This is a genomic window from Actinosynnema sp. NPDC050436, assembly GCF_040655415.1.
Lineage (GTDB): Bacteria > Actinomycetota > Actinomycetes > Mycobacteriales > Pseudonocardiaceae > Actinosynnema.
On the sequence record NZ_JBFAJV010000008.1, the window covers coordinates 66,319 to 85,223 of the forward strand.

An 18,905-nucleotide genomic window follows, 5' to 3' on the forward strand; every position below is an offset into this window, starting at 1 on the left:
ACCGGCGGCGGTCTGCGCCACCTCGGGCGACACGCCCACCCCGCAACGACCGGCGTCTCGACCCGCGCGGCACAGGCCCCCTCCACCACCATGCCATGATCGGGCAGCAGGCAGTTCGGTCGATGTCCGACGACCGGTGGAGGGTCGATGCGGCGGTTTTTCGCGGGATGCGTCCTGGCTGCGGGTGCCGTGCTCGTGGCGGTCCTCAGACGGACGAGAGGAGCCGACCCGACCACTCGTGCCGCGAGGACTCCGCGCGCCGACGCCGTCAGGCCACCTGCGGTGCAGCCCGCAGCGGTTCCGCGGCGTGACCGGCGGAGGAGGCGGGATGTGGTCGCGCTCACCGTGAACCTGCTGATCGTCGTCGGGTCGGTGGCAGCCCTGCTGTGGTTCCACAGTGAGTTCACGCGGATCTCCGACTCTCCGCCACAAGCGGCTGACCCGGGCGAGGTGAAGCTCTACTTCACCGCACCGGGTGTTCCGGCAGTGCTGACCGTCGACGTGTTCGACGACGGCAACCAGATCGACCTCACGATCTCGGCGGACAGGGAGTACCAGCCGGACAGCGTCGAGTTCCGACTGGTGTTCACGGGTTCGCCGGCACGCCCACCCGCGTCCTGGGACAGGGACGACAAGGACGAGCACGGCTGTTGGCACAACCTGTACGCCGTACCGGACGACGACGTGAAGTGCACGACCGTCGTCGCACCTGCGGACGGACCCACGGTCGCCCCCCGGGGCACCGAGCAGCTCGTCGTCACCGGCAAGCTGGTCCGGAACGAGACCTCGGCCATGTTCGCCCAAGTGACGGTGTACGCCGACGACGAGTTCTCGACCTCGGCGGGGAAGCGGACCAACTTCTCCCTCCCCCGGGCGGGAACCTCGTACCGACCCGCGACCTCGCGGTCCCTGCCCCTCACCCTGGGCATCGGCGCGCCGGTCTACGTCCCGTCCACTTTGGACGTCGCGGTGGACTACAGGCAGTTGCGGCCCCATGAGAAGGTCGACCTGGTCGCCCCCGAAACCCTGGAGGCCGGGTCGTTGTCCTGGCTGGACACCGACGCCTCCCTGGTCCGCCCCTACGGATCGATCATCGACATCAAGGCGGAGGAGGCGGGGCAGCGCGACCTCTACCTCATCGGCGTGGCGGTCGGACTGCTGGGAGCGGTCGTCCCGCTCGCCGCCAACGCGGCGTGGAAGTTGTCCAGACGCCCACGGTCGGATTGACGCGGGAGAACCGGGGACCCCGGGAGAGGCGCAGGTCACGGAGTCCTGGAGTGCCTCAGGCGACTTCCGCGAGGGGGACGCGGAGGGCGGAGAACTCCGACGTGCGGCGCAGGCGGAAGCCCAGGGATTCGTAGAGGCGGATGGCGTGGGTGTTGGTCGCTGCCGCGTGCATCATCGGGATCTCGTCCCGGGCTCGGATGCCCGCCGCCACGGCCAGGACCAGTCTCGTGGCCAGACCCCGGCCCCGGTGGGCCGGGTCGGTGCACACGGCGCTGATCTCGGTCCACCCGGGCGGGTGCATCCGTTCGCCGGCCATCGCCACCAGGGTGCCGTTGTGCCGGATGCCCAGGTAGGTTCCCAGTTCGACGGTCCGGGGGCGGAAGGGGCCCGGTTTGGTGCGGTCCACCAGGTCCAGCATCTCCGGGACGTCGGCTGCGGTCAGGCGCACCGCTTCGGGGTCCTCCACCGCGCGCACGCCGTCGTCCACCAGTTGCACGCCCGCGCCCCGGAAATCCACCACCCAGCCCGGCGGTGGCGGGACGGGGGTCTCGCCGCTGATCGGGACCAGCCCGCCCGGTCCGGCCAGGGCGGCGACGTCGTCCCACACCCGCTCGTCCGGTTCGGGTGGCAGCGCCAGGAACGGGGCGACGTCCGTCCGGTAGCGCAGCACCTGCCCCCGGCCCTCGGCGAAGTGGGCGTGGGGGCCGGTCAGCGACGCCCAGGCCGGGTGGTCCAGCGGTGATGTCATGCGCACGCCCCCGAGTACCGTTGTTCGCAAGCGGGCGAATCATCGGTCGGGCAGGGGCTGCTGTCCACCGCCTCCCACATGGTGAACCTGTAAGCGCCGCCACACATCCGGTCTCGTGTGGAGGGAGCGTCAGGTCAGGGCTTCTCGTACGAGGGTGGCGATCTCCAGGTCCTCGCGGGCTTGGACGACCACGACGGCCGCCGTCGAGTCGTCGGTGCTGATCACCTCGTCGCCCTCGCGGGCGGTGTTGCGGTCCGCGTCCAGTGCGACGCCCAGGAAGGCCAAGCCCTGTGCGGTGCGGGCGCGGACTTCGGCGTCGTGTTCGCCCACCCCGCCGGTGAACACCAGCACGTCCAGACCTCCCAGGGAGGCGGCCATGGCCGCGATGCCCTGGCACAGCCGGTGCACGAACACCTCTACGGCCAGGTCCGCCTCCGGGGTGCCGGCCCGGTGCACGTCCCGCAGGTCCGCGCTCCCCGCCAGGCCCAGCAGCCCGGACCGGTGCTCCAGGTCGTCCTCCAGCTCGGCCGCCGACACCTTCTCGTTGCGCAGCAACCACACCAGCAGACCCGGGTCGACGTCGCCGCTGCGGGTCGCCATGACCAGGCCGGCCAACGGGGTGAAGCCCATCGTGGTGTCCACCGACCGGCCGTCCCGCACGGCCGCCAGCGAGCAGCCCGCGCCCAGGTGGCAGGTGACCACCCGGGAACCGGGTGCCAGCTCCGCCGCACGCCGGGACGCGTAGGCGTGCGAGAGGCCGTGGAAGCCGTACCGGCGCACGCCCCACTCGTCCCGCCACCGCGCCGGCACCGCGTAGGTGGTCGCGGAGGCGGGCATGGTGTGGTGGAACGACGTGTCGAAGCACGCGACCTGCGGCACGTCCGGCAGCAGCGAGGTCACCGCGTCGATCCCCGCCAGCGCCCGGGGTTGGTGCAGCGGCGCGAGGCCGGTCAGGCGTTCGATCGCGGCCCGGCTGCCGTCGTCCAGCAGGACCGGGCCGGTGAAGTCCGGGCCGCCGTGCACCACCCGGTGCCCCACCGCGTCCACGTCCGGCGCGTCGGCCAGGAACTCCGCCACCCCGCCCGTGCCGTCCCAGCGCTCCAGGTGCTGCTGCGCCACCACTTCCCCGCCGTCGAGCACGGACAGCTTGAGGCTCGACGAACCGGCGTTGACCACCAGCACGCGCATCAGTACGGCCACGCCCAGTCGCGGACCTCGGGCAGGTCTTCGCCGTGCTCGCGGATGTAGGAGTGGTGGCGGGCGCGCTGGTCCTGCATCCGCTGCCGGACGCCGGCGACCTTCGGGCCGAGGCCGGGCACGCGGTCGATCACGTCGATCACCAGCCGGTAGCGGTCCATGTCGTTGAGCACCAGCATGTCGAACGGCGTGGTGGTGGTGCCCTCCTCCTTGTACCCGCGCACGTGGAAGTTCTCGTGGTTGGTCCGCCGGTAGGTCAGGCGGTGGATCAGCCACGGGTAGCCGTGGTAGGCGAAGATCACCGGCCGGTCGGGGGTGAACAGGGCGTCGAACTGGCGGTCGGGCATCCCGTGCGGGTGCTCGGTCTCCGGTTGCAGCCGCATCAGGTCGACCACGTTGACCACGCGCACCTTCAGCTCGGGCAGGTGCTCGCGGATCAGCGCGGTGGCGGCCATGACCTCCAGCGTCGGCGCGTCGCCCGCGCACGCCAGCACGACGTCCGGGTCGCCGTCCGTGGTGCCGGCCCAGTCCCAGATGCCCGCACCGCGCGCGCAGTGTAGCGCGGCCTCCTCCGGACCGAGCCAGTCCGGGGTGAGGTTCTTGCCCGACACCACGACGTTGACGTAGTCCCGGCTGCGCAGGCAGTGGTCAGCGATGGAGAGCAGCGTGTTGGTGTCCGGCGGCAGGTAGACCCGGACCACCTCGGCCTTCTTGTTCATCACGTGGTCGATGAACCCGGGGTCCTGGTGGGAGAACCCGTTGTGGTCCTGCCGCCACACGTGCGAGGACAGCAGGTAGTTCAACGACGCCACCGGGCGCCGCCACGGCAGCCGGCGGCTCGTGCCCAGCCACTTCGCGTGCTGGTTGAACATCGAGTCCACGATGTGGATGAACGCCTCGTAGCAGTTGAACAGCCCGTGTCGCCCGGTCAGCAGGTAGCCCTCCAGGAAGCCCTGGCACAGGTGCTCCGAGAGCACCTCCACCACCCGGCCGGTGTGCGCGAGGTGCTCGTCCACCGGCAGGACCGTGGCCTGCCACTGCTTGGCGGTCGCGTCGTACACCGCGTCCAGGCGGTTCGACGCCGTCTCGTCCGGCCCGAACAGCCGGAAGTTGCCCTGGTCGGCGTTCAGCTCGACCACGTCGCGCAGCATCCGGCCCAGCACGCGGGTGGGTTCGGAGGCCGTGGTGCCGTGCTTGGCCACCTCGACGCTGTGCGCGGCCACGCCGGGCAGCCGCAGCTCCCGCAGCAGCAGGCCGCCGTTGGCGTGCGGGGTCGAGCCCATCCGGCGCGGGCCGGACGGGGCGAGCGCGAGCAGTTCCGGTTTCGGCCGGCCGCCGTCGTCGAACAGCTCCTCCGGCCGGTACGAGCGCAGCCACTCCTCCAGCTGCCGCAGGTGCTCCGGGTTGTCGCGCACGCCCGAGAGCGGGACCTGGTGCGCCCGCCACGTGCCCTCGACCGGCACGCCGTCCACTTCGGACGGACCGGTCCACCCCTTGGGGCTGCGCAGCACGATCATCGGCCAGTGCGGGCGCTCGTCGTTGCCGGATGCCTTGATGCGGCGGATCTCGTCCAACGCCCCGTCGAGGGCTTCCGCCATCCTGGCGTGCATCTCCGCCGGGTCGTCACCCTCCACGTAGGACGGCGCGTAGCCGTAGCCGCGCAGCAGCGCGTCCAGCTCCTCGTGCGGGATGCGCGCCAGCACGGCCGGGTTGGCGATCTTGTAGCCGTTGAGGTGCAGGATCGGCAGCACCGCGCCGTCGCGCACGGGGTCGAGGAACTTGTTGCCGTGCCAGCTCGCCGCGAGCGGACCGGTCTCCGCCTCGCCGTCGCCGATCACGCACGCCACCAGCAGGTCCGGGTTGTCGAACGCCGCGCCGAACGCGTGCGCCAGCGAGTAGCCCAGCTCGCCGCCCTCGTGGATCGACCCGGGCACCTCCGGTGCGACGTGGCTCGGCACCCCGCCGGGGAAGGAGAACTGGCGGAACAACCGGCGCATCCCGCGCTCGTTGCGCGGGACGTCGGGGTAGTTCTCGCTGTAGGAGCCCTCCAGCCAGGTGTTGGCCAGCAGCGCCGGGCCGCCGTGACCGGGGCCGGTCACGAACAGCACGTCCAGGTCGCGTTCCAGGATCGCCCGGTTGAGGTGCGCGTAGAGGAAGTTCAGGCCGGGCGTGGTGCCCCAGTGGCCGAGCAGGCGGGGCTTGATGTGCTCCGTCGTCAGCGGCTCGGTCAGCAGCGGGTTGTCCAACAGGTAGATCTGACCTGCCGACAGGTAGTTCGCGGCACGCCAGTAGGCGTCGACCAGTGACAGGTCCGTCATCCGTGCCCTTCCCCTGGGTTCGGTCGTCTCGCGGTGCCCGCCGGGTACCCGTCGCTCCACGGATTACCCGGAATCCGGGTCGTGCAGGTCGCGCTGTGCGGAACAGGTCGGACGTGGTGGGCGGTCAGGAGGTGGTGGCCGGTCGGACGACGGCCAGCGGGCACGGCGCGTGGTAGACGAGGGTCTGGCTGGTCGAACCGAGCACCATGCCCTTGAAACCGCCCCGGCCCCGGCTGCCGACCACGAGGAGTTGGGCGCGTTCGGCGAGCTTGAGCAGCGCCCGCGCCGGGCGGTCCTGCACCACGACCCGTTCGACCTCGACGTCGGGGTACTTCTCCTGCCAGCCGGCCAGGCGCTCGGCGAGCACCACGTGCTCCTCCTGCTCGACCCGTTCCCAGTCCACCTCCAGCGGACCGCCGAACGCCGGGTCGACCAGGAACTCGTTACCGGCGAGCACCGCGACCAGCGGCACGCCGCGCATCGACGCGGCCTCGAACGCGAACCCCACGGCCCGTTCACTGGCCGGTGAGCCGTCCACGCCGACCACGACGGGCCCGTCCTGCGGGACCGACTCGCGCACCACGACCACGGGGCACTCGCCGTGCGCCGACACGGCCACCGCGACCGACCCGACCAGCACGCCGGTGAAGCCGCCCAGGCCGCGCGACCCGAGCACCACCGACCGGGCCCGCTTGGACTCCCACACCATCGCACCGGCCGCGCCCGAGTGCTCCAGCGCCACCGACACCTCCACCTCCGGCGCGGCGGCCCGCGCGGCGGCCTCGGCCTCGGCCAGCCACTGCCGGCCCTGGTCCTCCAGCGCCTGGCGCACCTCGTGCCCGGTCAGGACGATCTCCGGGTAGCCGCGCCCGGGCACCAGGTAGGCGTGCACGAGCTTGAGCGGCACGCGGTGCCGGCCCGCCTCCTCGGCCGCCCACTTCACCGCCGACAGCGCCGACGCCGAACCGTCCACCCCGACCACGATCGGAACGCTCATGAACCCAATCCTTTCCGAAGACCCCGGAACCCGCCCGTCGACAACCCCGACGCTAGGCACCGCCCGGCGACCCGGCAGCGGCCGTAGGTCCCGGCTGGACGAGGACCAAAGACCGCGGTGTCGCGTTCCCCCGGATGGCTTAATGGAGGCCGAGAGGAGTGAGGATGAGCTGGTACTACGGTTCGGACTGGGACCTTGCCCTGCACGCGGCGGCGGGGGTGGTGGCGATCACCTCGGCGACCGCGCTCGCGGTGGTGGCGCTGCGCCGACCCCGCCCGACCGGGCGTCACGCGCGCCGGTGACACCCCATACCCTGGTCGCGGAGGACCCCGATCGCGGAGGCACGATGGCTGAGGTGGGCGCGAAGGTGTTCCTCGTGGACGACCACGAGGTGGTGCGGGTCGGGGTCCGGGAGCTGCTCACCGGCGCGGACGACCTGGACGTGGTCGGCGAGGCCGGGTCGGTGGCCGAGGCGCTGGCCCGGGTGCCGGTCAGCGGCGCGGACGTGGCGGTGCTGGACGTGCGGCTGCCCGACGGCAACGGCATCGAGCTGTGCCGCGAGCTGCGGTCGCTGCTGCCGGACCTGAAGTGCCTGATGCTGACGTCGTTCACCGACGACGAGGCCCTGTTCGACGCGATCATGGCGGGCGCATCGGGGTTCGTGCTCAAGCGCATCCTGGGCACCGACCTGGTGTCGGCGGTCCGCACGGTCGCCGCCGGCGAGTCCCTGCTCGACGCCCGCTCGACCTCGGCGCTGCTCAACCGCATCCGGCGGGAGCGGGAGCAGGGCGACCCGGTGCGGGTGCTGACCGACCAGGAGCGGGTCGTGCTCGACCACATCGGGCGCGGGCTGACCAACCGGCAGATCGCCGAGGAGATGTTCCTCGCCGAGAAGACGATCAAGAACTACGTCTCGCACCTGCTGGCCAAGCTGGGCCTGGAACGCCGCACCCAGGCCGCCGTGCTGGCCACCCGCCTGCGCAGACCCGACCCGTCGACCCGCGAGAACGGCTGAAGCGTCCCGCCCGGCGAGGCGGGCTCAGCTCAGCCGAGTCGGCGGGGTTCACTTCGTGAGCAGTGCCACGACCGCCTTCTCCACCGTCTCCCGGTCGCCGTGCACGTCCGGGAGCACGATCCCCTTGTTGAACAATTCCACGATCCTCGGATCGACGTAGGACTTCCGGGCGACGGCCGGCGTGTTGCCCAGGTGCTCGGACACCTCGCGCATGACCGCAGACGCGACCCGTTTGCGCCCGCGCTCCGACGACGGCCGTTCCTCCCGGGCGAACGCCACCGAGGCGAGCACCATCGCGTGCCAGGTCCGCAGGTCCTTGACCGAGTGCTCCTCGCCCACCAGCTCCTTGAACCGCTCGTTCACGTCGTCCGCCGTCACCCCGTGACCCGCCTGGTCCACGAGCAGGCGCTCGTCGGCCTCCCGGCCCTTCCCCAGTGCCTTCACCGCGCGCGCGAGGTCGCCGTCCTCGACCCTGGTGGTGAACTCGATGCCGCCCTTGGCCGGGTAGCGGAACCGGAGCACCGCGCCGCGCACGGTCACGTGCCCGCACAGCAGGGTCGCCACGCCGTGCGTCCCGTTGTCCTCCGCGTAGGACTCGCCGCCGACCCGGAACACGCCCCGGTCCAGCATCGCCAGCGCCGACGCCACCACCCGGTCGTGCGCGCGCCCCCGGCCGCGCAGCGCGTCGGCCACCTTCGCGCGGAACTCGGGCAGCTTCGGCGCCAGTTCCAGGACGCGGTCGTACTTCTCCTCGTCCCGGTCCTGCCGCCACCGCTCGTGGTAGAGGTACTGGCGGCGGCCCGCCGAGTCGGTGCCGACCGCTTGGAGGTGGCCGTTGGCGTGCGGGCAGACCCAGACGTCCCGCCACGCCGGCGGGATGGCCAGGGACTTGATCCGGCCCAGCTCGTCGGGGTCCGGCACGGCCCCGTCCGCGTCGGTGTAGCTGAAGCCCCGACCGCGCGGTCGCCGCTTCCAGCCGGGGCCTCTCGGGTTGCTGCGGCGCAATCTCACCTCGGCGAGGTGCCCGCGCCGGGGGCCTGCGAAACGCCGACGACCGAGCCCGCCCGGATCGGGTCACCCGGCACCGGGCGGACGGCTCCGACAGCGCCTGCGCCGCCGGTCAGCGCTTCGCGTCCGAGAGCGGGTCGTGACCCCAGTTCATCAGGGAGTAGCGCCACTTCGTGTGCTCGACGTCCCCGCTCGGGCGCTGCGCCAGGTGCCGGTGGACGTACCCGACGACCTTGCGCATGTGCGCCTGGTCGTCGTCGGTGAGCTCGCCCTTCTTCTTGCGCAGCAGCTTGACGATGCGCCGGCCGGACTCGTGGCCGACCGACTCGCCGCCGTCGGACTGGCCGACCGACTTCGACTCGTCGGTCTTCAACCACTTCTCCAGCTCGCCCGCCGTCATGTTGACCGCGTCGGCGAACTCCTCGCTCACTTCTCGTCCTTCAACGCGCTCGGCTTGTGCACGGCGTCCTTGCCGCTCTTGTCGCTGCGCACGCGGTACTGAGGGTCGTCCTTCGACGCCCGGACCGTCCGACCGGCGGCCTCGGTGTCCTTCGTGATCTCCTCGACTACCTTGCCGTGCACGGTCTGCCCGTGGCTGGACCAGGTCACCTTGTCGCCCTTGTGCGGTTTCTTCTCACCCATGCACAAAGTCTGGGTCGGCGGCCGGCCGCCCGCACATCGGCGGCGTGCCGCCGGGCGCTTTCACCCGGAGGAGTGCCCCGTCCTTCGTGGACAACTGCCCGGTGCCCGACACGGTCCCGGTGTGAATTCCGGCCCTCAGGGGTAGCCAGGGGCATGAGCGGCGTTCAAGACCAGTTACTGCGCACGTTGGTCAAGGCGGCCAACGGACTCCGCGCAGAAGGCATTCCATTCGCGCTGGCAGGCGGTTGCGCGGTGTACGCGCGCGGTGGGCCGGCGACGGAACACGACGTGGACATCCTGGTGCGGGAGGAGGACGCCAAGGCCGCGGTGAGCGCGTTGGTGGCCGTGGGCATGAGGGCGGCCGACGCGCCCGAGGACTGGCTGTTGAAGGTCTACGACGGCGATTCCCTCGTGGACCTGCTGTTCCGCCCCAACGAGCTGCCGGTCACCGACGAGACCCTGGCCCGCGCCGAGGAGCTGGCGGTGAGTTCGGTGACGTTGCCGGTGATGCCGGCGACGGACGTGATGGTGAGCAAGCTCCTGGTGCTCGACGGGCACCGGTGCGACTTCAGCGAGCTGCTCCCCTTCGCCCGCGCGCTGCGCGAGCAGATCGACTGGGACGCCGTCGTCGAGGCCACCGCTCATTCCCCGTACGCCGAGGCGTTCCTCGTGCTGACCGAACGCCTGGACCTCAGGAGCGCACCATGACCGCCGAGCAGTACCTGTCCGCGCGACTGCGCCGGGCACTGGCCGAGGACCCGCGCACCACCGAGCTGGGCGTGCGGGTGACCGTGCGCGGCGACAACGTGCTGCTGTCCGGTGACGTGGCGTGCGCCGCGCGCCGGGACGAGCTGGAGGCGGTGATCCGCGAGGTGGCACCGGAGTTGACCGTGCTGGACGACGTGCGGGTGGTGCCGGCGGGCGAGCCCGACGGTCGGGAGGAGCTGCGATGATCCGGGTCGGTGCGGTCGGGGACGTGCACCTCGGCGAGGACGCGCGGGGCCTGCTGCGGCCCGCGCTGGAGAAGGTCGGCGACCACGCCGACGTGCTGCTGCTGGCGGGTGACCTGACCCGGCACGGCACGGTCGCGGAGGCGCAGGTGGTGGCCGACGAGTTCAAGGACCTGGCGGTGCCGGTGGTGGCGGTGCTGGGCAACCACGACCACCACGCCGACCAGCCGGCCGAGGTCACGCAGGTGCTCCAAGACGCCGGACTGGTCGTCCTGGAGGGCGACACCGCCACCTTCGAGATCGACGGCCACACGCTGGGCGTGGCGGGTGTCAAGGGGTTCGGCGGCGGGTTCGCGGGCAAGTGCGGCAGCGCGTTCGGCGAGCCGGAGATGAAGGCGTTCATCCACCACACCATGGGCATCGCCGAACGCCTGGAGAGCGCGCTGGCCGGGTTGGACACGGACGTGAAGGTGGCGCTGACCCACTACTCCCCCGTGCCGGACACGCTGCGCGGCGAGCCGCCGGAGATCTACCCGTTCCTCGGCTCGTACCTGCTCGGGGAGGCGATCGACGCGACCGGCACGGATCTCGCCGTGCACGGCCACGCGCACTTCGGCACCGAACAGGGTTTGACGCCGGGTGGTGTGCGGGTGCGCAACGTCGCCCAGCCGATCATCCGGACGGCGTACACGGTCTACTGCGTCGAGCCCGCAGCCGTGAGCGCGTAGCGGGCCACCCCGCGATGTGAGCCCCACTCGCGCCCGGCTGCGCGCTAACCTCCGCCGAGGCGTGGAGGGAGAACGGCTTGGCGGTCTTCGGCGGCGGCGACAAGACCCACAACGACATCAGCGGCACCGTCGAAGGCCCGGTGGTCCAGGCCAACACGGTCAACTTCTACGGCCCGCCCCCGATCGTGCCGCCGTTGCCGACGGACCGCTGGGTCGCGCTCGCCGTCGACTCCCGTGCGTGGGCGCACGTCCCGGTCGGGCGCGACGTGACCAACCTGCGGGCCGGGGTGGCGGCGGTCGCCGCGAACCTGGCGGCCGTGCGCGACCAGGCCGGGCAGGTGCTCGCGGACGACCCGTGGCTCGACCCCACCCAGGCCGACCGGTTCGCCAAGCGGGTCGGTTGGCTGCTGGCGCAGAAGCTGGGCCCGGTCGCCGTGCTCGACCCGGCCGAGGCCGCGCTGCTGGCCCTGGTCCCGTTCCTGCACCACGCGCTGTGGAGTCGCGCGGCGGCGGTGCTGTGCGCGGTGCAGCCCGCCGACTTCGACCTGGGAACCTCGGTTGGCGACCGTGCGGACTACGAGCGCTACCTGCGGGCCAACGCCCGCCTGCTCGACCGCGCCCTGCTGCCGGAGCTGCCGGACCGCCCCAACGCCCGGCGCGAGATCGGCTGGTGGCTGTTCAACCGCTGGGTCCGGCAGCGCGCCGAACTGGTCAAGCCGCGTGCCGTCGCCGCCCTGCTGGCCGACGTCGGCGTGGCCGACGCGGGACTGGCGGAGCCGCTGGCCGCCGACCGGGTGCGCGAACTGCTGCACGGCCTGCGGTTGGAACCGCAGATGCTGTGCGGGACCGACCGGCTCGGGCGCAGCGCGCCGCACGACACGCTGTACGCGGGCGAACCCGACGAGGAGCGCATCCGGGGGCCGTTGCTCGGGCTGCTGCTGGGCATCGCGCACGCCGCGTCCCTGCCGATCACGGACCTGTCCGACACGCTCGCCTGGCACCTGGGCATCCCCGCCCCGGTCGACCTCGACCGCCTCCGCGACACGCTGTGCACCGCCAAGTGGACGACAGTCGCCGACGGGCTGGTGTTGGACGCCTCCTGCCAGCACGGGGCGGTGATCGAGGCGCTGCGCGACCACACCGTCCGGGTGGACGCCCTGGTCGACGCCGTGCGCCGGGCGGCGGAGAAGCACACCACGCTCGACGTGCTGGGCAGGCTTCCCGCCCGCGCGTCGGCGGAGCACGTCCGGGCGGCCCGGGACCCGGACGGCGAGCCCGAGTTCTCCGGCTGGAGCCGGTTCAGCCTGGACGAGCAGCGCGTCCGCGAACTGCTGATGGGCGAGCAGCTCTACCGGGACCGCGACCTCGCCGTGCGCGAGCTGTACCAGAACGCTCTGGACGCGTGCCGCTACCGGCAGGCCCGGGAGCAGTACGCGCACCGCACCGACGGCCGGGTGAGCGCGTGGCGGGGCCGGATCGAGTTCACCCAGGGCGTGGACGAGAACGGCCGCGCGTACCTCGACTGCGCCGACAACGGCGTCGGGATGGGCGAGGCCGAGCTGAAGGGCGTGTTCTCCCGGGCCGGCGTCCGGTTCGCGGACCTGGCCGGGTTCCGCGACGAACAGGCCGACTGGAACAGCCTCGACCCGCCGGTCGAGTTCCACCCCAACAGCCGGTTCGGGATCGGCGTGCTGAGCTACTTCATGCTGGCCGACGAGATCACCGTGACCACGTGCCGCACGGGCCGGGTCGACGGCCGGCCCGGCCCGACCCTGCGCGCGACCATCTCCGGCCCCGGTCACCTGTTCCAGATCCAGCCGGTGGACGAGCAGCGCACGCCGGGCACCACCGTCCGGCTCTACCTGCGCGGCGCGGAGAAGACCTCCTGCGTGCAGGTGCTGCGCCACGTGCTGGGCATCGCCGAGTTCCACACCACCGCCCGGCACGGCGCGGAACAGGAGGAGTGGGAACCGGGGATCTTCACCGCGCGGGTGCGCCAACCGTGGGAGTCGGACAGCATCGACGCGCACGGCACCCTGGTCCCCGCAGTCGGCGGCCAGGTGATCTGGTGCGAGCACGGCGGCGCGCTGCTCGTGGACGGTCTTCTCGTGCACCCGACCTACCGGCACGGCGTGCTCGCCGGCCCCACCGCGGACGGCTACTTCCGGGGCGCGGTCGTGAACCTGACCGGTGCCCGCGCGCCACGCCTCTCGGTCGACCGCACGAAGGTCGTGGACGACGTGGCCGAGGTGGTCGAGGACCTGGTGACCCGGGGCATCGGGGAACTGCACCGGTCGGGCACGGCGATGCCGACGCTGGAGTGGTTCGGCACCGTCGGCTGGTACCTGCCCCGGCTCGCCGACCTGGTGAGCGAACACGTGGCCGGCACCTCGCACCCGCCCGGCGACCGGCGCGGCTGGTCGGTGCCCCACGACGCGAGCCGCTTCCCGCAGGACCTGCACCTGGTGCCCGACCCCGAGCGTGACATGGTCCTCGGGGTCACCGAGCGGGAGAAGTTGTTGCAGTGGACGAGCGCCCGTCCTGCTGATCACGCCTACCTGTGGCGACTGCTGGCGAACAAGCCGAACCCTGGTTTGCGCGTGCTCACCGAGGTAGTTCCCGAACTGATGTCGACGCGACCGCTGCTCCAGGCCCAACCAACGGACACCGGTCTCCTGTCGAGCCTTCTGCAAGTCGGTGCCCACTGGTACGAGGAAGACGGCGCGCTCTCACCGCACGACGTGCTGCGCATGGCGGCGCGAACGGGTTCGGCCCCGCGCGCGGTCGCGCTGCGCGCCTCCGCGCTGGGTCTGACCGGGCCCGATCCGATGCGGTTCTCCGATGACGTCGTGCCGGACCTGGAAGACCTCGGGCTCGTGTCCAACCTCGTGTCCGACGGAACCCTGCTCCTGCAGGAGCACTCCGGCACGTCCTCGCCCGGGCAGGTGGTCAACGGACTCCTGAAGGTCGGCCTGGACCTCGACGAGGTCACGCGCCGCCTCCGGCGCTACGGGTTCGACCTCCGGGTTCTGCACGACATCCCGAAGCACCCCAGGACCGACGACGTGCGGCTGCTGTCCTTCTACGGCGACGCGAGTGTGCCGTGGTTGCCCGAGGGTGCGTCCCTCCCGCTGGTCCACCTGTGGTGGATGGCGGAGAAGATCGGCGGACCGGTCGAGGAGATCGGCCACCGGCTCGCGCAGCACGGCATCACCGTCGGGGCGGTCCCGACGGGACCGGCGTCCAGCAGGCTGCACGACCTGGTTCTGTTCAGCACAGGTCTCGACGGGGCACCGCCGTGGCTGAGCCGCACGCGGCCTGTTGACCCGGGGCACGTCGTTCGGGCGGCGGCCGTGCTCAACAGCTCGGCGGAGGAGGTCGTCCGCAGGCTCACCGAGGCCGGCTTCCGCTGCCCGCCCCGCGTGGAGTCGCGGCCGGGACGTGACGACGCGGTGCTCCTGTCGCAGGACCTCGACGGCGTGCAGCCGTGGTTGCCGCTCGACAAGCCCGTCCGGTCCCACCACCTGATGCGCTACCTCAGGCTGGCCGACGTGACCCGGGAACAGGCCGTCGCCCGGCTGGCCGCCTTCGGCTTCCGGGTCGACGCCTCCGCCGTGGCGGGCAGGTCCGCCGCCGACACCGTGCTGCTCTCCCAACGGCTCGACGGGTCGAGCCCGTGGTTGCGGGAGGACGAGCCGGTACCGCTGGCGCACCTGGTCGAGGCGGCGCTGAAGCTGGACCGGACGGTGACCGGGGTGGCCGACCGACTGCGTGAGCTGGGGATCAATTGCCCCGACCCGGCCACGACGATCCGCGCCGCGCTGCGCCGGGTGCCGTCGACCGGTGGCTAGAGCCGTGCGCGCAGTGCGGCCACCTCCGGGCGCAGGCGGCGGGCGTCCGGGTGTGGCGGCAGGGCCGCGAACTCGTCCAGGGCGGTCGCGGCGGCGTCGCTCAGGCCGAGGGACGCCCGGACCCGGGCGGTGGTGAACAGGGCTCGGGCCAGGTCTCCCGCGTGGGCCCGGGGTTGGGCGGTGGTGTGCGGGCGGCCCACGTGCACCGCTTCCTCCGCCGCCCTCAGGGCCGCTTCCGGCTCTCCCGCGTCGAGCAGTTGGCGCGCGTGCTGGGTCAGGGCGGCGGACAGGGCGGGTTCGAAGCGCACCGGCGAGGCCGTCGCCGCCTTGCGGAACAGGGTGACCGCCCGTTCGGTGTCGGTCACGGAGTCGCGGTGGGCCCCCAGGCACAGCAGCGCCGTGGCCAGCCGGTGGACGTGCGCCCACTCGTTGGAGCTCTCCAGCCGCCCCGCCAGTTCCACGGCCTGCCGCGCCGCCTGGACGGCGTCGGCGGGGCGGTCCACCTCGGCGCAGCGGTCGGCGTAGCTGACCAGGGCGTCGGTCAGCTCCGGCTGGAAGTCGCCGGGGCGCAGGTCGGCGAGGCCGCCGAGGATGGTGACCGCCTCGGCGGCGTCCCGGATGGCGCCGGGTGCCCGGCCCGCGTTGGCCTTCTGCTTGCCGAGGTTGGCCAGGACGGTGCCCGCGTTGGCACCGGGGCGGGCCCGGTCGCGCAGCCGGCGGGACCGGGTCTCGGCCTCCTCGGCGCGGTCGAGCGCCTCGGACGGCCTGCCCAGCTCGCCGAGCAGGCCGCTCTCCAGCACCAGCGCCTCGCACAGGTCGGCCGTGTAGTGGCGCAGTTCGACCGGGACGAGCCGTTCGTAGTCCCTCCGCGCGCGCTGCGCCTCCTCCAGGGCGCCCTCCAGCCAGCCCGCGCGGGACCGGCTGCGCGCGAGCCGCAGGTGCAGCGGCGCGTCCCGCTCCGGCCCGCTGAAGCCCTGCCGGAGCAGTTGCGCCACCAGCCGCTCCTCCAGGTCGGCCGCAGCCGGGTCGAGCCCGATGTGCCGTTGGCCGGCGGGCGGTAGCGCGTCGAGGAGGAGTTGCAGCAGCGCCTGGTCCGCGTGCGGCGCCACCGCCGCGACCGCGCCGCCACCCGCGTTCACCAGCAGCTCGGGGTGGTTGCGCACCAGCGGCAGCAGGTAGCGGGTGGCCAGCACCAGGCGGGCGCGCGCGGCCCTGGCCAGCACGGCGAACGCGTTGCGCACGGCGGCTTGCGGCAGTTCGTCCGCGCCCAGGTCGGCCACGACGCGACGGGCCCACGCCGGGTCGACGCCGAAGCCGGTATCGCCGTCGACCAGCAGCGCGTCCACCAGCACGTCGGACAGGCCCACCGGCCCGAACGGGTCGAGGTAGTGCTGCTCGTCCGGGTAGAACCCCTCGTAGCGGCCGAGCAGGGCGGGCCACTGGGCGGGCTCGTCGACCAGCCCGAACCGCAGGCACAGCCGCCGCGCGTCGTCGTGCACGAGCGGGGCCATCAGGGTCGCGAGGAAGACCAGTTCGGGCAGTCCGCGCGCATCGGCGGACTCGCGGGCCCGGCGGTAGAGGTGCTCGTGCCGCAGGATGCGCAGGCCGGGGTCGGACGCCTCGCCCGCGCCGGTCACCAGCGCGTCCAGCGCGCCGGCCACGGCGCAGCGCTCCGGGTCGGTGCTCGCGGATGCCTGCTCGGGGCGCACGAGCCGGTGCGGCACGCCGAGCAGCGACCCGACGACGTCCACGGCCCGGCGCGCGGTCTCGGCGGTGTCCCGGCCCGACGCGCTGTCCGGCAGCTTCAGGGCGTCCGGCTCGGCGGCACCGGGGCCGCGTGCCGCCTGGACCAGCCGCGTGACCGCGTGCCACCACGGTCCGGTCCGCTCGGCCAGGGCCAGCACGCGGAGCCTGGTGCCCGTCGGGAGCACGTCCGGCAGCGCGGCCAGGTGCTCGGGGTGCCACGCCTCGGCGTGGTCGACCACGATCAGCACGCCCGTCCCCGGCGCGGCGGAGCCGGCGGGGGCGAGCACGCGGGCGACCTCCGGGTCCTGGCGGCCCCGGTACACCTGCCACCCCGCCCGCTCGGTCGCGGCGGCGAACTGGGTGGCCAGGCGCAGCCGGTCGGTCTCGGTCCGGCCGTGCAGGAGCCGGATGCCGCGCAGCCGGTCCGCGTCGCGCCACGCGCACAGCGCGTCGAGGGTCTCCGGGTCCGCCGGGACCTCTTCCAGCACCCGCTGGAGCAGGGCGACCGGTTGGCCGCGCCGGACCCGGGAGTCGACCGGGAAGCCCACCGGCTGCAACCACAGCCGGGTGCGGCGGGCACCGACCTCGACCAGCAGCGGTGCGGCGCGCGCCGCCGGCCGGGGCACGTCGTAGACCGCGCCTTCCAGGGTGCGCAGCCGGACCCGCCGCCCGCCGGGGTCGATCCGGGTGGGCCGGTCGGAGAGCAGGTGCCACCGCCCCCGGTGGTCGTCGCCGAGCAGCGCCTCGACCAGCGGCGGCAGCGCGGGTGCCAGCGGGACGGCGGCCCCTCCCGGCGGGGCCGCGCCGCCCAGCGCGAGCACGACGACGTCGTCGCGCCAGCCCGCCGACGCCGTCTCCGCGTCGACGCCGTGCACGCCGACGAGCCCCGCCGGCGCGAGGGCCGACTCGACCCGCCCGTCCCGGACCAGCTCCTCCACGGCGGCGCGGTCCACCGGGATCTCCCCGGGGCGCAGTCGCATCGCGGCCGTGACGAGGTGCCAGCCGGCGTCGGCGCGCAGCACGCGGTCGGGCAGCCGGCGCACGGCGTCGACCGCCCAGTCGGCCAGCGCGTCCCGCCCGTCCTCGACCATCGCCCGGACGATGCCGTGCACCAGCTCGCCCGCCTCGGCGTCCTCGCCCGTGCACGTCCGCCAGGCGATCTGCTCCTCGGCCAGCAGGACGGCCGACCCGCCCCGGTGGACGGCCCGCAGCACGTCCCACAGCCCGCGCAGCCCCGGTCGGTCGCCGAGCAGGAGCAGCCGTGCCAGCTCGGCGCGCAGGACGGGCAGCAGCTCCGGGTGCAGCGCGACCACGTGGGGCCGCCGCGCACCGACCCACTCGCTGAACCAGAAGTCGGACTCGGCACCCACGTCCAGGTGCGGCAGCACCCGGAAGCGGACCTGGCGCACCAGCTCGGGTTCGATCCGGACGGCCGCGCTCAGCGCCACGGCCAGCTCCACGTCCGCCCGCCGGTCGGCGCGGTCCAGCTCCGCCCGCAGGCGCGCGGTCAGCTCCTCGACTTGACCGGCCCGCTCGTCGGTCACGGCCACCGCCCCACCCCGACGCGCACGGCGCGGGCCGTGGTGTCCCGGTCCCAGACGACGACGGGCATGAGCGCGCACAGCCACCCCGGCAGCCGGTGCCGGGGGAAGGGCACCAGCGCGACCGGCGGCGAGCCCCGGTCGCGCAGGGCCGCCGCGTACCGCTGCCAGTCGGCGACCCGGGCGGTGCCGGAGCGGATGCCGAAGCCGGACACCACCACGACCGGGCGGCCGGGCTCGGGCAGCCGCTCGCCGGCCCGGACGTTGCGGGGCGTGTCCACGACGACGGTGGTCTTGGTGACGTCCCGGCCGACGACCTCGCGCACCACCTCGCCGAGGTGCCGCTGGTCGGCGTGGAAGGGGTACATCGCCTCGCCACGGTCCAGCACCAGGTGGACGCCGAAGCGCAGGGTGCGCCGGGTGCGCAGCGGCAGCCCGGTCACCGGGTGCTGCCGGGCCAGGGCGGCGACCAGGCGGTCCACGTCCACGTCGCCGTCCGGCAGCGCCCGCGCGCACATCTCGTGCACGATCGCGGCCGTCGCGCGCGGCCGGAACAGCGGCGTGTGCGGCACGGGCACGACCGCCCGCGCGTCGGCGCGCGGCAGCACCCGCGCGGTCTGCCACGGCCGGTGCGGCGGGTCGGTCCACAGCCGCTGCACGACCTGTCCCCCGCCGCCCGCCGGGGCGGCGCGCGACGGCGCGGGGTCGGGCGCGGGGGTCGGGGCGCGCAGCGGGTCGGGCCCGGCGGCCGGTCGCCCCGGCGGGTCGACCGGGACGGCCCGCAGGCGGGGCGCCGGCTCCCCCGGCGCGGGGGACACGTCCAGGTCCAGCATCCGGCGCACGCGGCCGGCCAGCCCCGCGTCGACCGGGTCGCCCCCGGCCCGCAGCGCCACCAGCGCGCGGACCAGGTCGCCGAGCCACACCTCGCCCACCCGCA

Annotated in this window: 16 protein-coding genes; 7 read left to right on the forward strand and 9 right to left on the reverse strand. The window is 73.6% G+C overall.

Going from position 1 to position 18,905, the window contains the following annotated elements:
- The first annotated feature begins 330 nt into the window (after window positions 1–330).
- The gene (locus tag AB0I60_RS20405; RefSeq protein WP_360731950.1) at window positions 331–1,227 is read left to right on the forward strand and encodes a hypothetical protein; all 897 of its coding nucleotides are present in this window, start codon (window positions 331–333) and stop codon (window positions 1,225–1,227) included.
- A 55-nt stretch (window positions 1,228–1,282) separates the two neighbouring features.
- On the opposite strand, the gene AB0I60_RS20410 is transcribed toward AB0I60_RS20405, so the two are convergent.
- From AB0I60_RS20410 to AB0I60_RS20425, 4 genes are all read right to left on the reverse strand, one after another.
- Complete coding sequence (locus AB0I60_RS20410; protein WP_360731952.1) at window positions 1,283–1,975, reverse strand: GNAT family N-acetyltransferase; 693 nt, start codon at window positions 1,973–1,975, stop codon at window positions 1,283–1,285.
- Between the two features lie 129 nt (window positions 1,976–2,104).
- Window positions 2,105–3,163 carry an acetate/propionate family kinase gene (locus tag AB0I60_RS20415; protein WP_360732315.1) on the reverse strand — a complete coding sequence of 353 codons (1,059 nt, stop codon included), beginning with the start codon at window positions 3,161–3,163 and terminating at the stop codon, window positions 2,105–2,107.
- Window positions 3,163–5,490: a phosphoketolase family protein gene (locus AB0I60_RS20420; RefSeq protein ID WP_360731954.1), complete on the reverse strand. Its 2,328-nt coding sequence runs from the start codon at window positions 5,488–5,490 to the stop codon at window positions 3,163–3,165. The genes AB0I60_RS20415 and AB0I60_RS20420 overlap by 1 nt, the downstream gene beginning before the upstream one ends.
- A 124-nt stretch (window positions 5,491–5,614) precedes the next feature.
- On the reverse strand, window positions 5,615–6,487 hold the full coding sequence (locus AB0I60_RS20425; protein ID WP_360731956.1) for a universal stress protein: 873 nt from the start codon (window positions 6,485–6,487) through the stop codon (window positions 5,615–5,617).
- A gap of 164 nt (window positions 6,488–6,651) precedes the next feature.
- Between AB0I60_RS20425 and AB0I60_RS20430 the strand changes: the two genes are divergently transcribed.
- Window positions 6,652–6,789, forward strand: coding sequence for a hypothetical protein (locus AB0I60_RS20430; RefSeq protein ID WP_360731958.1), 138 nt, complete (start codon window positions 6,652–6,654; stop codon window positions 6,787–6,789).
- 53 nt (window positions 6,790–6,842) lie between these two features.
- The gene (locus AB0I60_RS20435; RefSeq protein WP_360732316.1) at window positions 6,843–7,502 is read left to right on the forward strand and encodes a response regulator transcription factor; all 660 of its coding nucleotides are present in this window, start codon (window positions 6,843–6,845) and stop codon (window positions 7,500–7,502) included.
- A 48-nt stretch (window positions 7,503–7,550) separates the two neighbouring features.
- On the opposite strand, the gene AB0I60_RS20440 is transcribed toward AB0I60_RS20435, so the two are convergent.
- The 3 genes from AB0I60_RS20440 to AB0I60_RS20450 all read right to left on the reverse strand — a co-directional run bounded on the left by AB0I60_RS20440 (window position 7,551) and on the right by AB0I60_RS20450 (window position 9,152).
- A complete protein-coding gene (locus AB0I60_RS20440; RefSeq protein ID WP_360731959.1) occupies window positions 7,551–8,513 on the reverse strand; it encodes a DNA topoisomerase IB in 963 nt (320 codons plus the stop codon).
- A gap of 109 nt (window positions 8,514–8,622) precedes the next feature.
- Window positions 8,623–8,940 (reverse strand): DUF3140 domain-containing protein, encoded by a 318-nt coding sequence (locus tag AB0I60_RS20445; RefSeq protein ID WP_360731961.1) that lies wholly within the window; start codon window positions 8,938–8,940, stop codon window positions 8,623–8,625.
- Window positions 8,937–9,152 (reverse strand): DUF2945 domain-containing protein, encoded by a 216-nt coding sequence (locus AB0I60_RS20450; RefSeq protein WP_360731963.1) that lies wholly within the window; start codon window positions 9,150–9,152, stop codon window positions 8,937–8,939. The genes AB0I60_RS20445 and AB0I60_RS20450 overlap by 4 nt, the downstream gene beginning before the upstream one ends.
- Window positions 9,153–9,305: 153 nt before the next feature.
- On the opposite strand from AB0I60_RS20450, the gene AB0I60_RS20455 reads away from it, so the two are divergent.
- The 4 genes from AB0I60_RS20455 to AB0I60_RS20470 all read left to right on the forward strand — a co-directional run bounded on the left by AB0I60_RS20455 (window position 9,306) and on the right by AB0I60_RS20470 (window position 14,681).
- Window positions 9,306–9,860 carry a nucleotidyltransferase family protein gene (locus AB0I60_RS20455; protein ID WP_360731965.1) on the forward strand — a complete coding sequence of 185 codons (555 nt, stop codon included), beginning with the start codon at window positions 9,306–9,308 and terminating at the stop codon, window positions 9,858–9,860.
- Window positions 9,857–10,105, forward strand: coding sequence for a BON domain-containing protein (locus AB0I60_RS20460; protein ID WP_360731967.1), 249 nt, complete (start codon window positions 9,857–9,859; stop codon window positions 10,103–10,105). The genes AB0I60_RS20455 and AB0I60_RS20460 overlap by 4 nt, the downstream gene beginning before the upstream one ends.
- Complete coding sequence (locus AB0I60_RS20465) at window positions 10,102–10,830, forward strand: metallophosphoesterase (RefSeq protein WP_360731969.1); 729 nt, start codon at window positions 10,102–10,104, stop codon at window positions 10,828–10,830. Before AB0I60_RS20460 ends, AB0I60_RS20465 begins: the two co-directional genes overlap by 4 nt.
- A 77-nt stretch (window positions 10,831–10,907) precedes the next feature.
- Window positions 10,908–14,681, forward strand: a complete 3,774-nt coding sequence (locus AB0I60_RS20470) for a hypothetical protein (protein WP_360731971.1) — start codon at window positions 10,908–10,910, stop codon at window positions 14,679–14,681.
- Here the strand turns inward: AB0I60_RS20470 and AB0I60_RS20475 are convergent.
- Together AB0I60_RS20475 and AB0I60_RS20480 are read right to left on the reverse strand one after the other, a co-directional pair.
- Entirely contained in the window at window positions 14,678–17,977 is a 3,300-nt protein-coding gene (locus tag AB0I60_RS20475; protein WP_360731973.1) for a hypothetical protein, read from the reverse strand. The two genes, AB0I60_RS20470 and AB0I60_RS20475, sit on opposite strands and share 4 nt — an antisense overlap.
- Complete coding sequence (locus tag AB0I60_RS20480) at window positions 17,968–18,900, reverse strand: hypothetical protein (RefSeq protein ID WP_360731975.1); 933 nt, start codon at window positions 18,898–18,900, stop codon at window positions 17,968–17,970. The genes AB0I60_RS20475 and AB0I60_RS20480 overlap by 10 nt, the downstream gene beginning before the upstream one ends.
- Window positions 18,901–18,905 lie beyond the last annotated feature (5 nt).